Raw genomic sequence first — 13,850 nt, forward strand, 5'->3', positions numbered from 1 at the left:
GGAATAATAAACCAAAAACAATACAAAGGATAAAACATGAACCAATCTCATAAAATTGCATGTAAAGTAGCTATTATATATATAATCATTGGGGTCTTATGGATTATTGTTACGGATTACATCTCGATGAACCAGGCAAAGGCAGATGTACAAATTTATGCGATGTTTCAACATTCAAAAGGATGGATGTTCATTTTCATAACCGGGATTGTCTTATACTTCATCATCCGCTATTGGACGGGAAAAATGCTGAGGTCCCAACAGGAATTCAATCTGAAGGATGAACAGTACAAGTCGCTGTTCAAACATAATCCGGATTGTGTCATTGAATTGAACCTCGAAGGAAAGGTCGTTTCGATTAACCCGGAAGCTGAAAAGCTGTTGGGTCACCAAAGTGATAACTTGAAGGGCAGGAGTGCCGATCGTCTCATCAACTGGAGCGAAAGGGATATAGTAACTGTTTTCTTTAAACAGTCCCTTCAAGGCGAGGCAGCTAATTTTGAAACGACCATCCAGAATAAGAATGAAGACAAGCGGATCATCCGTGTAACTTTTTTACCGATCATCGTGCAGTCGGAAATGCTTGGAGTATATGCAATCGTTAGGGATATTACCGAATCGCGGCGAGAAGAGGAATTGATGATCATGTCTGAAAAGCTATCCGTAATCGGACATCTGGCTGCGGCGGTCGCACATGAAATAAGGAATCCGCTGACATCGTTAAAAGGGTTCGTACAGCTAATGGATATGACAAAGGAAGTCAACCCGCTGCATTCTGAAATCATGTTGGAGGAAATTGACCGAATTAATATTATCTCAGGTGAACTGCTGGTTCTTGGGAAGAAACAGGATGTGGCTTTCCAAAGGATCGATTTTGCCGACAGTTTACAACAGGTCTTCACGCTGATGAAAGCAGAGACGAATTTGAATAATATCGAGATGGGGTTGAGGGTTAAAACCGCCGAGCCGATTTATGTTATGGCTGATTCAATTGAACTTAAACAACTCATCATCAATATTGTAAAAAACAGCATTGAAGCGATTGTCGATAATGGGAAAATCGATATATCCCTGCAAATCATCGATGATCACGCTGTAGTCAGCGTTAGTGATAATGGCATAGGCATGGTACCCGAGCGCCTTGAACGGATTGGTGAACCTTTTTATTCCACGAAGGAAAAGGGCACAGGGATCGGGCTTGCAATTTGCAGGAAGATCGTACATCGCCTTGATGGGGAGATGTATTTTGAAAGTGAGATTAACAAAGGGACGACGGTTACAATTCGTATTCCGTTGGCTACTGGACAAGAATAAATGGTACTATGAAAGATAGGAAAAGTTTTATATTAAAGGAGAACGATATGAGCGAATTACCTGCATTAGTGAACGATAGAAAACCATTTATCCAAGAGGTTTGGAAAAAGTCCGGGTTTGGACAACTTACACCGATTCAAACGAAAGCGATTCCCGTGATTGTTGAAGGAAAAGACATCATGGCTGAATCACCGACTGGAACGGGAAAAACATTAGCTTATTTACTGCCATTGCTAGAAAAAATAGATCCTGATAAAAAATCACCACAAGCTTTGATTTTGGCATCATCCCGTGAACTGGTCATGCAAATCAATGAAGAAATTCGTATTTGGTCAGAGGGGAGCGGCATGACAGGTGCAGCATTCATCGGCGGTGCTAATGTAAAAAGGCAGCTGGACAAACTGAAGAAGCATCCACAGGTCATTGCTGGGACGCCAGGACGGATTTACGAATTGATTGCCCAAAAGAAATTGAAAATGCATGAAGTAAAGACGATCGTACTTGATGAAGGCGACCAGTTGATTATTCCAGAGCATTTGGGTACGATCAATAATATCATCAAAACAACGCTTAAAGATCGACAAATCATGGTGTTTTCAGCGACTCTGCCAGAGGAAACGGAAAAAGCGGCCCGCGGATTCATGAATGAACCGGAGTTGATCAAGGTCGATAAGCATGAAAAAATGGAATCAAAAGTGGACCATCTTTACTTTGTTGTAGAGAGACGGGAAAAGTCAAAGATTCTTGAAAAAATCACGAGGTTAAAAGATGTCAAAGCCCTTGCCTTCCTGAACGATATTGCAGAACTAAGTGTCTTACATGAAAAGCTTAGCTATAAAGGGGTTGAAATGGGCGTCCTACATGGCGAATCCAATAAAGTCGACCGTGAGAAAGCGCTACGTAAGCTTCGTTCCGGAAAATCACCGATGTTGATGGCAACGGATGTAGCCGCACGGGGACTTGATATTAAAGGTCTGACTGCGGTCGTTCATGTTGATATGGCTGATAACATCGACCAATATATCCATAGATCTGGAAGAACAGGCCGCGCGGGTGCAGATGGCACCGTTATTTCGATTGTAACGGAAAGAGAAGAGCGCGAGTTGAAAAAAATGGCTCGTGAACTGGAGATACCACTAACGAGAGTAACCTTCTATGGTGGAAACATCGTAGACGACGAATAATTGCTTGGAAAAGGGATGGCCGAGGCGGCTGTCTCTTTTTTTATCAATAGGAAAAAGATTAAGGAAAGACAAGGCATCTAGTTTTACATATTACTGGATGCTTATTTTGCAGCATCCGCTCCACCCGCCATTTTTGGCCGGTTGAACATGATCAGATTCCCAGTTAACCAAAAAAATGCGGTGAAATTGAGTGATCCTCCAACTGCAACGTTCCAATGAACAGGTTCATCCAGCAAGAGGTAGCCGTGATAATAGGCATGATCAGTTGATGAAAACGCTTCCTTTATGTAGTTTTCTGACATAAAATAGAAATAGAAACAGGATAGGAGGAGACAATATGGCAGAAAAATATAAACAATTTGAAACGGCAGTCATTCATGGAGGATATGACTCCAAGGAGCACTTAGGAAGCTTGACTACACCCCTATTCCAAACCTCAACTTTCACTTTCGAAACGGCCGAGCAAGGGGAAAGGCGTTTTGCCGGTTTGGAAGATGGCTATATATACTCACGCCTCGGGAATCCAACGGTACAGGTGCTTGAAGAAAAGATTGCCGCTTTGGAGGGAGGGGAAGCGGGGCTTGCTTTCGGTTCAGGTATGGCTGCAGTCTCGGCAGTACTTTTTGCGTTAACTAAAACAGATGACCATATCCTTTGTTCGCAGGGGCTATACGGCTGTACGTTTGGCCTTCTGCAATTAATGAAAAATAAATATCGCATCGCTCATGATTTCTGTGAAATGGACACAGAGGAACAGGTAAGGAAAATGATGCGGCCGGAAACGACCTGCATTTATGTGGAAACTCCAATCAATCCAACGATGAAAATGATTGATTTACAGATGGTAGTAAGGGTTGCGAAGGAATATAATGTGACGGTCGTAGTCGATAATACATTTTCGACACCATACTTACAAAGACCGCTTGAATATGGCTGTGATATCGTTCTTCATAGCGCTACGAAATATCTTTGCGGACATGGGGATGTTGTCGCGGGCCTAGTAGTAGGTAAGAAGGAATTTATGAATCAGGTAGCTGGCACGACACAAAAAGATATTGGTGGAATCATTTCACCATTTGATGCCTGGTTACTATTGCGGGGGTTAAAGACCTTACCTGTAAGGATGGATCGGCATTCCGCCAATGCAATGGAGATTTTTCGCGAACTGAAGAAACATCCAAAGGTGAAAAAGGTATACTATCCAGGGGATGAAGCTTCAACAGATCATTATATCATGCAAAAACAGATGAAACATGGCGGCGGCCTCATCTCTTTCGAATTGCATGGCACGAAAAAGGATGCGCAGGAATTTCTCAATAAATTGAAACTAATCAAAATTGCCGTCAGCCTAGGGGATGCCGAAACATTGATTCAACATCCCGCCACAATGACGCACTCGGCCGTTCCTGAAGAATCGCGACAGCAAATGGGCATCAGTGACCAGCTGGTCCGTCTCTCAGTTGGCCTTGAAGCTTGGCAGGATGTTTGGCATGATCTCCAGCAAGCGTTTTAGGCCACCATATTTACTTTTCAGTTCCTTCTATTCTTAATGAAGATGGTGATGGCTATGATAAAGGTGATAGCAGCCAGGATAAAGGAAGTATCTGAGATTATCGGGTAGGCAGCACCATTTCGTATCCCTATGCCTATGAACGCCCAAACGAATACGAGAGGATAGCACCAATCCCGGTTTTTACTTGCAAAGACAAAGGCCAGGATTGTTGCTGCAATCAGCAAGACGATCGTCCAAGCTACATTGGAAACTCCAATGCCGTCCCATTCAATATAGGTGAGGTAATAAGCAATGTCAGCCATGGTTGCAACACTTACCCAGCCTGTATAAACGGAAAATGGAAATAAATCAAAAGTAGTGTGCTCCACTTTTTTTATGCTTGTATAAATGACCGTTAAAGTAGTCAACAGAGCAATGATAATGAATACGGATAACAGAAAGTGTTCATAGTGCCAAGCCAAAAGCCAAGCGCCATTGAGCGCACAGCTTAAAGCAAACCAAGGGAAGGATGCCTTATAAGCAGGGCTGTTTTGATGTTTCCTTAAAAACTGCCTGAATACCCAGATGGCGAGCAAAAAGTAAATGAAGCCCCATATGGAAAATACATAACCGGCTGGAGTGAAAAGTACATCCAGTTTATCGGAAATCTCTCCTGATGTTTGGTCGTTCAATGGCAGGAAATTGGCTAAAAAATTCAATGTGACGACGAATAGATAGAAAATCAAATTGATGATGGTAATGAGCATGGCCTTCCTCCTTGTATGAATTGTGATTCCTTTTACCTTATTCCACACCTTTAGCCTGATTAACCTTTTTGGAGCACATCGGGGTACGTGGAGTTTATTTTTCCGTAATGAGAGGAATTCCTGTAACAATTGAACCATTTAAGGTTAGAAATTTTACATCTTCACTTTATGGTGTTAAAATATTCAAAGATTCATATTATTTTAGTCCTTCGGGGTCGGGTGAAAATCCCAACCGGCGGTGATGAAGAAATTCTAAGCCCGCGAGCCTGATAAAGGCAGGATTTGGTGAGATTCCAAAGCCGACAGTACAGTCTGGATGGGAGAAGGACGTGTGAAACCCAAATGTATACGTGTGCCTAATTTTTCAAAAATGAAAATATTGGGCTTTTTAGGTATACAATTTTTTTCACTCATTTCTCCTGCTAACTCCTTAGGTCATTTCTAAGGGGTTTTTTATATTTTATAAAAGGGGGAAAAACATGTTTACGGGAATCATTGAGGATATCGGTACCGTCCATTCCTTGAAAAAAGGAACAAGCAGTATGGAGTTGACGATTCGTTCTGAGAAAATCCTTGAAGATGTTCATCTCGGGGATAGTATATCAGTCAACGGGGTCTGCTTAACGGTAACATCCTTCACGAAAAGTTTGTTTACGGTGGACGTAATGCCGGAAACGGTCAAAGCTTCCTCGATCCGGACGTTAAAATTGGGATCACCTGTAAATCTCGAACGAGCCATGAGTGCACAGGGAAGGTTTGGTGGTCATTTTGTTTCAGGCCATATTGACGGAACAGGAACAATCATAAAAAAAGAGCGTAAAGAAAATGCCGTCTATTATGTAATCCAATTGGAAGAAGGACTCAGTAACTATTGCATTCCGAAAGGGTCCGTTGCCATTGATGGAACGAGCTTGACGATATTTGGGATCGAAAGAAACCTTTTGACTGTATCACTGATCCCCTTGACTCATCAGGACACCATATTGGGGCATAAGGCGGCTGGCGATATCGTTAACATCGAAAACGACATGATAGGGAAATATATTATACATCAAATGAAAAAAGGCGATTCAAAACCAGGACTGAATTTAGAGTTTTTGGCAGAACACGGATTCTAATAAAAGGGCGGTGTAATGATGTTCCATACAATTGAAGAAGCGATCGAAGATTTGAAAGCTGGCAAGGTAGTAATCGTATCCGATGATGAAGACCGTGAAAATGAAGGGGATTTTGTTGTGTTGGCTGAAAAGGCAACACCGGAAGCGATTAATTTCATGGCGACTCATGGACGAGGCTTGATTTGTACAACCATTACTGAAGATCTGGCAGGAAAATTGAGCCTGCATCCAATGGTAGGAGAAAATACCGACCATCATGGCACTGCGTTTACGGTTAGTGTCGATCATAAAAGCACTTCTACAGGAATCAGTGCTTTTGAACGGTCTTTGACCATACTTGAACTTCTTAAAGAAGATTCTGTCGCTGAAGATTTTCAAAGACCTGGTCACACTTTTCCGATCGTCGCTAAAGAAGGCGGCGTATTAAGGAGGGCAGGGCATACGGAGGCATCGGTGGATTTGGCAAAGTTATGCGGCGCCGCTCCAGCTGGTGTCATATGTGAGATCATGAATGAAGATGGATCGATGGCACGTGTATCAGATTTAGAAGTCATCGCTGAGAAATTCAACCTGAAATTCATCACGATAGCCGATTTAATTCGTTACCTTAAACAAAGCGATACAAGTGGGAAACAGGAACTTGAACTGAACATTCCGAATGCGTAAGGGATGATTTTTGCGCAATGAAATCTACACATGAAAAAAGATATTTTTTAAAAACTAGGAGGAATTGGACATGGGGAAAATTATTGAAGCACAATTAATCGGATCAGGATTGAAAGTTGGAATCGTTGTAGGAAGATTTAATGAGTTTATCACAAGCAAGCTTTTAGGCGGAGCATTGGACGGACTTAAGCGGCATGGTGTGGATGAAAATGATGTTGACATCGCTTGGGTCCCAGGTGCTTTTGAACTTCCATTAATTGCGAAGAAACTTGTGAATACAGGCAAATATGATGCAGTGATCGGTCTTGGAACGGTAATCAGGGGTTCCACTACACATTATGATTATGTCTGCAATGAAGCAGCTAAAGGAATGGCTGCCGTTTCCTTGGACACAGGTGTACCAGTTATCTTCGGTTTGTTGACAACTGAGAATATCGAGCAAGCCATCGAACGTGCCGGTACAAAATCTGGTAACAAAGGCTATGAAGCGGCCGTTAGTGCGATTGAAATGGCGAACCTTGGAAAATTGATTGAACAGTAATTTCATTCAGGAAATCCGCAGGGAAGAACATCCCTGCGGATTTTTTTGAGTAAACTTTCTTATTGACCATTTATTGTATGGGTTTGATCGATGACTTCTAGCGTGTTTCCTTCAATTTCATCAAATGACACGTTCGACATCCTTGGACTTTTTCAATAACAAACTGGAGGCTTCCAAGCTTTGGTTAACCCCAGATAGTGACTTTTTAAGTGATCAATGAAAACATGCCTTGATTCAATATAAAATCTGGTAAATAACGAATTATTAGGAGTTTTTCAAAAAAAAAAGAACAAAATCATGGAGGAATGGAAGCATGGTAAAATATGCGGATATGATTATGCTACAATTGTAAAGATTGCTATTGAAATTGATATCTTTAGGGAAAAGTAAATTTATTAGTTATTAGGAGGGGTTTGTGTGTACCATCTCTTTACACATAATGATTTAGATGGAGTCGGCTGCGGCATTGTAGCTAAGTTGGCATTTGGAGAAGAAGTAGTGGTAAGTTACAATTCGATCGGTCGCCTTAATCAGAATGTAGGAGCATTTCTTGAGCAGGCAAAAATTGAAGATACCTTAATTGTTACCGATCTTTCGGTTGATGAAGATAATGAAAAGATGATTTCGCAGTTTGTGGAAGACGGAGGCAAAGCGCTGTTGATAGACCATCATAAGTCAGCGCTGCATTTGAACGAACATGATTGGGCATCTGTAACGGTCGAGCAGGAAGACGGTAAACAGACAGCAGCGACTTCATTATTCTATCAGTATGCAGTTGAAAATAATCTGCTGGAACCTTCAAGCATCGTAGCTGAATTTGTCGAATTGGTCCGCCAATACGATACATGGGAATGGGAAGTTAATAAAAATGCGACGGCAAAACGGTTAAATGACCTGTTTTTCATGATTCCGATTGAAGAATTTGAAATGAAAATCGCACATAAGCTTTCTACTGCTGAAAGTTTCACTTTTGACGAAGTGGAGCAAACTCTTCTGAATGTAGAAGAAAGTCGAGTAGATCGGTACATAAACAGGAAAAAAAGAGAAGTTTATCAAGCTACGGTCGGCCCGCATACAGCTGGTGTGGTCCACGCAGAGTCCTATCACTCAGAACTTGGAAATGAACTATCGAAAGAATTCTCACATCTGGATTATATCGCCATCCTGATGGTCGGAAGTAAAAGAATCAGCTTTCGGACAATCCACGATGACATAGATGTTTCTGAAGTTGCTGGCAAGTACGATGGGGGTGGCCATCAAAAAGCTGCGGGGTGTACCATGTCCGAAAAGGCATATAGCCAATACGTCGAAAAAACCTTCTTTGCCGAGCCGCTAAAACGTGATGCTCATAAAAATCAATTGAATGTAAAAGAATCCCCAGAGGGCTGCTTATATTCAACGAGAGAAAAACAGGACATATTCATCTATGAAGATGAAGAGGAAGAATGGATTGTTGAAATCAACGGAAAACAACAGAAAAAAACATTCGATACATTTGGGGAAGCGGAAAAATACATGAAGCGGAAATACTCAGCATGGCTTGCCCATGATGAAAGATATGAAGAGTTTGTCAATAAAGGATGAATAGGAAAGCGGCTGTCCAAATGGGGCAGCCGCTTTCGGGTTTATTCATGTTTTACCTTTTAAGTGGAACGGGATGTACGATCGTGCGCGATGGTTTTTTTGGTATGGAATTTTGACGATGAAGTATCGCATTGATTTCTCCGCCTATCACAAAGATCAAACCACTTAAATATAGCCATAGCATCAAGATGATGACGCCTCCCAAACTGCCGTAAGTGGAAGAATAATTGGCAAAATTACTGACATAGAATGAGAATCCAAGTGATATTCCTAACCAAAGTACAGTTGCGGTCACTGCCCCAGGAATGACATGTTTAATGGGAAAACTTTTATTCGGTGCAAAACGATATAAAAAAGTCAGGACGAGTGAAATGACCACAACGGCGATAACCCACCGTAATAAGCTGAATAAGATTTGCATTTCTTCTGGAATTGAAATGACTTGCTGTATTAAATCGATGATGACTTTCCCAAAGACGGGAAGACCTAACATGACGATGAATGCAACAACCAAGCCTAAAGTCAAAACAATGGAAATGAAACGGGCTTTAATGAAATTCCTTGTTTCTTCAACATCATAAGCGATATTCATGGAATGGATGAATGCATTCATTCCGTTTGATGCGGACCATATGGTGCCAAGGAAACCAAAAGTCAGTAAGCCGCCGTTACGCTCACTCAATATGTTGATGATGTTTTTCTCGATGACATCCATCGTTTCAACTGGCATGAAGGTTTTGAGCGTATCCAAGGCTGTCTGAATATCAATGTTCAGATAAGGAAGTAGGGACAGCAATAAAATGAGCAAAGGGAATAGTGCGAGTAAATAGTAATACGCTTGTTCTGCTGCCAGCCCCGTTACACGATCTTCCTTTATTTCTTTGATGAGTTTTTTGGAAAATTTTAACGACTTATTCATCCGGGCCTCACTCCTGATTAGTTACTTAGGTTATCTGCTTCTTTTCCCTCTGTTCAGGTAAGTTAATCCTCTAATTAAAAGAAATTGAAAGATACTTCGTAAAGAGGTCCTTTTCATGTTTAATCCGTGCGCTAATGCTTGATATAACATGCATTAACGAAACCCGAGTATATGAATGATAAGTTAATGGTTACTTACATTAGCCCATTCACTTCTCCATTGGCTGAATTCACAGGTATGTGAGTATCATGTCGAGGAAAATCGGGAGTAAAGAATCGGAAAACAAATATTCTTAACCACGTGAGCTTGTGCTGTTGGTACTTCAAAGCTTATGAATAATATTGCTAATATTAGTACAAGGTATGTTAAATATCTAATGGCACTTATACAGAAAGCCCCATTTAACATCAAAGGTGTACTTTAAAAGTAATCAGAAAAAAGGCCAGACAGCATATCTGGCCTTTTTAGCTATTGAACTTCTTTTTCAGGTTCCTTTTGAACCTTCGGGGGGCTCCATTTGAAGACTTTATTCAGGATATTATAGATGTGGTTGGATTCTTTTGTAAGGATTGGACCAAGAATCGCTAAGGTTAAAACATAAAGTGCCGCAAACGGGGTTAGTATAGGCATTAAACCGCCAGCAATGCCTAGGTTGGCTAAAATGATGGAGAATTCACCACGTGAAACAATCGTCAATCCGATGTTTGCGGAGGCCCTGTGAGATAAGCCGGATTTGCGTCCTGCAATCATTCCAGCCACAAAGTTACCGATTATAGTGATGATGACGGCTCCCAGAACCATCCAGACAGCTCCACCAAGGGTCGTCGGATCGATACTCAAGCCAAAGCTGAAGAAGAATATGGCTCCGAAGAAGTCTCTAAATGGAATGACAAGCTTCTCGATTCTATCGCTATGTTCCGTTTCAGAAAAGACAAGGCCGAGCAGTAATGCACCAATGGCTTCCGCTACGTGAATGGTTTCCGAGAAACCTGCGATGAAGAACAGTAAAGCGAACACGACAATAATAAATATTTCATCGGAGGTTATATTGAATAATTTGTTTAGGAACCCAGATGCTTTTCGGGCGATAACAAAAAACACAAGCATATATCCGATCGCGATAAAAGTTGAAAGTAACGTTCCCCAAACGGAACCGGAAGAGCTTAATACCAATCCTGATACGACTGATAAATACACAGCGAGGAAGATATCTTCAAACATGATGATACCAAGAATTAGCTCCGTTTCATTGTTACCGGTCCTTTTAAGGTCAACAAGTACCTTCGCCACAATGGCACTTGAAGAAAAGCTGATAATCCCCGTTAAGATCAGTACTTCCTTTAAAGGAAGACCGAGAAGGAAACCGTAAAGCAATGCCAAACCGGCGTTGATTACAATGTAATACGTTCCGCCTGTCACGATATTTTTTCCGGACTTCATTAGTTTTTTAACGGAAAATTCAAGGCCTAAGTAGAACAGAAGGAATAAGATACCGACACGGCCGAGGAAAGCGATGATTTCTTCACTTTCAATGAAACGGAGGTCAATGACCCCGAAGGTTGGGGCATGGGGGCCAACGAGCATCCCGATGATAATTAATACTGGAACATTAGATATTTTAAATTTACCTGCAAAGAGAGCAGCGAACGCTACTAGAAGTAGGGCAGTACCCACTTCAAAGACTAAATGGTCCATATGAGCTTAATCACTCCTTTCGTCGGTCAATAATTCTCTAGTCAGGTTACGGATATCTTTTCTTTCACCGGATATCACGAGTGTATCGCCTGTTTCGATGATGGACTCAGGACCAGGGTTGCTCAGTTGTTTTTTTCCTTTTTTCGAATGGGCTATCACGGTTACGTTATAATTGCTCCGGATATCGATCGAACCGATTGTCTGATTGATGGCTTTAGAACCTGGTTCCACTTTAAACCATTCAATCACTAAGTCGCCCAATGACATTTCAATCGTTTCAAGTGCTTGTGGTTTATAAACCATGCCGCCTATTATGGAAGCCAGTTGCCGCGATTCCTGGTCATTAAGGGTGATGCTGGAAATGACATCTTCATGTTCATTATCAAAATGGTACAATTCCCGACGGCCGTCATCGTGAATGACGATCACTAACTTTTCATCATTTCTCGTTATGATTTCGAACTTTTGGCCAATACCAGGAAGTTCACTTTCTCTAATTTTCACTGGAATTCCTCCTTAAAATTTGGTTAGAGTTTATTGAAGATAGCAGAATGTTCATAAGTTAACGTCAATATTCGTATTGAATTTCTTTTCCTTTGATATGCCGATGTATTTTAGTGTCTCCGATGGACTTGAATGATGGTAATGCTTCTGTATCAAAGCTAGTGACACTCCTTGTTTATAGGCATGGTAGCCAAAAGTTTTGCGCATCGAACTTGCTCCGAATTTACCTGTCAGGCCAGCACCTTCCACAGCATCATGGATGATTCGGTGCGCCTGTTGGCGTGTGATCGGCTTTTTTGTCTTAGGGGAAAGAAATAAAAATTGACCTTCGATAACCTTCGAGCCTTTAAGGTATTCTTGTAAGGCAGTACGAACTTTCAGGTTCAAATAAATTTGGTTGACCTCGTCATTTTCCATCCGTTGCTCATAAAACTCCTTGATTTTTCCCGATTCATCGAGAACGTCGGCGACGGTGATTTCCAGCATTTCATTTATCTTCATACCGGTATTGATGCCGATTACAAACAATAAATAATCCCGACTGGAGTGAGCTCGTAAGTAAGTCTTCATTTTGCTGATTTGATTGATGTCCTTAAAGGCTTCTACATATTCCATAGATCTTCTCCTCTTACCAATGTAACATAATTATATTATATCACACTTTATGTAACATTGCATGTGTTAAGACCTGATAAGTTAATCCTTCTCCAAATGCAATGCATACTGTTGAATGTAAAAAAACCTCTTCCTTATTCTCTACTCAAATCAATTAAAATATATCAGGGAAGTTATATATCTCTATATAGCGGAGAATCATATGAACTTTTGCCCGAGAAAAAAAGGAATCCCGAGTAGGGATTCCTTCATCTTTTTAGTATACGGCTTTTTGTAATTTGTGAATGACTTCAAGTGAAAGGCCGGTTCCGATGGCCACTGATTCAAGCGGATTATCTGCAAGTCGGACTGGTACGACAATTTCATTCGTCAGCCATTCTTGGATTCCGTTGAGAAGTGCGCCCCCTCCGGATAAGATGACGCCTTGATCGACGATGTCCCCGCTTAATTCAGGTGGACAATCTTCCAAAGTGGCCCTGATTGCTTCTAATATATGAAGAAGCGATTCCTGGATGGCTTCCTGAACATCAGAGGATGAAATTGTAATCGGCTTTGGAAGACCCGTTACAAGATCACGGCCCCTGACTTCCATGGTGATTACGGAATGTTCAACGAGTGCATAGCCGATTTCTTTTTTTATTTCCTCAGCTGTTCTTTCACCGATCAACACATTATGTTTTTTTCTGACATATTGGCTGATATCTTCATCCAATTGATCTCCGCCAATTCTGATTGAATTGCAAGAAACGACACCGCCGTATGAGATGATTGCCACCTCAGTCGTGCCGCCGCCAATATCGACGATCACATTAGCAATGGGCTCTTCGACAGGCAGGCCAGCGCCGATTGCTGCCGCTACCGGTTCCTCAATGAGGTGGACCTGTTTGGCTCCGCAGCTTTTGACTGCATCCTGAATGGCCCTCCTCTCCACTGATGTGGAACCTGATGGCGTACAGACCACGACACTAGGCTTTCGGATCGATAAGCCTAGGTCCTTACTTGCTTTTTTCATGATTTCCCGAAGCATTTGCGCGGTTACATCAAAATCCGCAATGACACCGTCCTTAAGTGGACGGATTGCAACGATATTTGCAGGTGTTTTTCCAATCATGTTTTTTGCATCCACACCGACTGCCAATACTTTATTAGTCTCTATATCAATGGCCACCACCGATGGCTCATTAAATACGATTCCTTTATTTTTACTGTAAACTAGTGTATTTGCAGTTCCTAAATCAATGCCTATTTCTGTATTTGATAACATTTAGTCACCCCTCCATAAGAGTTTGACCCCTATATAATCATTCTACCTTTTATCATGAATTTGTGGGGGTGGGAAATCTAGTAAATAGTGGAAGCTTCACATTAGTCTCATTTATATAGGGAAAACATGATGAAATATTAAAATGCGCTGGCGATGGCAAAGGTGCCAAGAACGGCAAATGTCCAAT

General features: G+C 41.5%; 12 protein-coding genes, 1 pseudogene and 1 riboswitch. Of the genes and pseudogenes, 7 read left to right on the top strand and 6 right to left on the bottom strand.

Features of this window, described 5'->3' with window-relative positions; translation table 11 throughout:
* The first annotated feature begins 36 nt into the window (after nucleotides 1–36).
* From ACFWE9_RS05790 to megL, 3 genes are all read left to right on the top strand, one after another.
* Entirely contained in the window at nucleotides 37–1,314 is a 1,278-nt protein-coding gene (locus ACFWE9_RS05790; protein ID WP_377355998.1) for an ATP-binding protein, read from the top strand.
* A 47-nt stretch (nucleotides 1,315–1,361) separates the two neighbouring features.
* On the top strand, nucleotides 1,362–2,498 hold the full coding sequence (locus ACFWE9_RS05795; RefSeq protein WP_230160528.1) for a DEAD/DEAH box helicase: 1,137 nt from the start codon (nucleotides 1,362–1,364) through the stop codon (nucleotides 2,496–2,498).
* 337 nt (nucleotides 2,499–2,835) lie between these two features.
* Nucleotides 2,836–4,011 (top strand): methionine gamma-lyase, encoded by a 1,176-nt coding sequence (megL, locus tag ACFWE9_RS05800; protein WP_230160526.1) that lies wholly within the window; start codon nucleotides 2,836–2,838, stop codon nucleotides 4,009–4,011.
* Between the two features lie 17 nt (nucleotides 4,012–4,028).
* On the opposite strand, the gene ACFWE9_RS05805 is transcribed toward megL, so the two are convergent.
* Nucleotides 4,029–4,757, bottom strand: a complete 729-nt coding sequence (locus ACFWE9_RS05805; RefSeq protein ID WP_377356001.1) for a TspO/MBR family protein — start codon at nucleotides 4,755–4,757, stop codon at nucleotides 4,029–4,031.
* A 201-nt stretch (nucleotides 4,758–4,958) separates the two neighbouring features.
* Nucleotides 4,959–5,089: riboswitch (FMN riboswitch) on the top strand.
* 147 nt (nucleotides 5,090–5,236) lie between these two features.
* Here ACFWE9_RS05805 and ribE point away from each other — a divergent pair.
* The 4 genes and pseudogenes from ribE to ACFWE9_RS05825 all read left to right on the top strand — a co-directional run bounded on the left by ribE (nucleotide 5,237) and on the right by ACFWE9_RS05825 (nucleotide 8,666).
* On the top strand, nucleotides 5,237–5,875 hold the full coding sequence (ribE, locus tag ACFWE9_RS05810) for a riboflavin synthase (protein WP_377356003.1): 639 nt from the start codon (nucleotides 5,237–5,239) through the stop codon (nucleotides 5,873–5,875).
* Between the two features lie 18 nt (nucleotides 5,876–5,893).
* A pseudogene (gene ribB, locus ACFWE9_RS05815) lies at nucleotides 5,894–6,532 on the top strand (3,4-dihydroxy-2-butanone-4-phosphate synthase); the annotation flags it as partial.
* A gap of 79 nt (nucleotides 6,533–6,611) precedes the next feature.
* Nucleotides 6,612–7,082 carry a 6,7-dimethyl-8-ribityllumazine synthase gene (gene ribH / locus ACFWE9_RS05820; protein ID WP_230160520.1) on the top strand — a complete coding sequence of 157 codons (471 nt, stop codon included), beginning with the start codon at nucleotides 6,612–6,614 and terminating at the stop codon, nucleotides 7,080–7,082.
* Between the two features lie 417 nt (nucleotides 7,083–7,499).
* Nucleotides 7,500–8,666 carry a DHH family phosphoesterase gene (locus ACFWE9_RS05825; protein WP_230160518.1) on the top strand — a complete coding sequence of 389 codons (1,167 nt, stop codon included), beginning with the start codon at nucleotides 7,500–7,502 and terminating at the stop codon, nucleotides 8,664–8,666.
* 52 nt (nucleotides 8,667–8,718) lie between these two features.
* Here the strand turns inward: ACFWE9_RS05825 and ACFWE9_RS05830 are convergent, their stop codons facing one another.
* The 5 genes from ACFWE9_RS05830 to mreBH all read right to left on the bottom strand — a co-directional run bounded on the left by ACFWE9_RS05830 (nucleotide 8,719) and on the right by mreBH (nucleotide 13,663).
* A complete protein-coding gene (locus ACFWE9_RS05830) occupies nucleotides 8,719–9,585 on the bottom strand; it encodes a YihY/virulence factor BrkB family protein (protein ID WP_230160516.1) in 867 nt (288 codons plus the stop codon).
* A 468-nt stretch (nucleotides 9,586–10,053) separates the two neighbouring features.
* Entirely contained in the window at nucleotides 10,054–11,280 is a 1,227-nt protein-coding gene (locus tag ACFWE9_RS05835) for a cation:proton antiporter (protein ID WP_377356005.1), read from the bottom strand.
* A 6-nt stretch (nucleotides 11,281–11,286) separates the two neighbouring features.
* Complete coding sequence (locus ACFWE9_RS05840; RefSeq protein ID WP_230160512.1) at nucleotides 11,287–11,784, bottom strand: cation:proton antiporter regulatory subunit; 498 nt, start codon at nucleotides 11,782–11,784, stop codon at nucleotides 11,287–11,289.
* A gap of 51 nt (nucleotides 11,785–11,835) precedes the next feature.
* Nucleotides 11,836–12,399 carry a tyrosine-type recombinase/integrase gene (locus ACFWE9_RS05845; RefSeq protein ID WP_230160510.1) on the bottom strand — a complete coding sequence of 188 codons (564 nt, stop codon included), beginning with the start codon at nucleotides 12,397–12,399 and terminating at the stop codon, nucleotides 11,836–11,838.
* 256 nt (nucleotides 12,400–12,655) lie between these two features.
* Nucleotides 12,656–13,663 (bottom strand): rod-share determining protein MreBH, encoded by a 1,008-nt coding sequence (gene mreBH / locus ACFWE9_RS05850; protein WP_230160508.1) that lies wholly within the window; start codon nucleotides 13,661–13,663, stop codon nucleotides 12,656–12,658.
* Nucleotides 13,664–13,850 lie beyond the last annotated feature (187 nt).

The organism is Peribacillus sp. NPDC060253 (assembly GCF_042727425.1).
Classification (GTDB): Bacteria; Bacillota; Bacilli; order Bacillales; family DSM-1321; genus Peribacillus.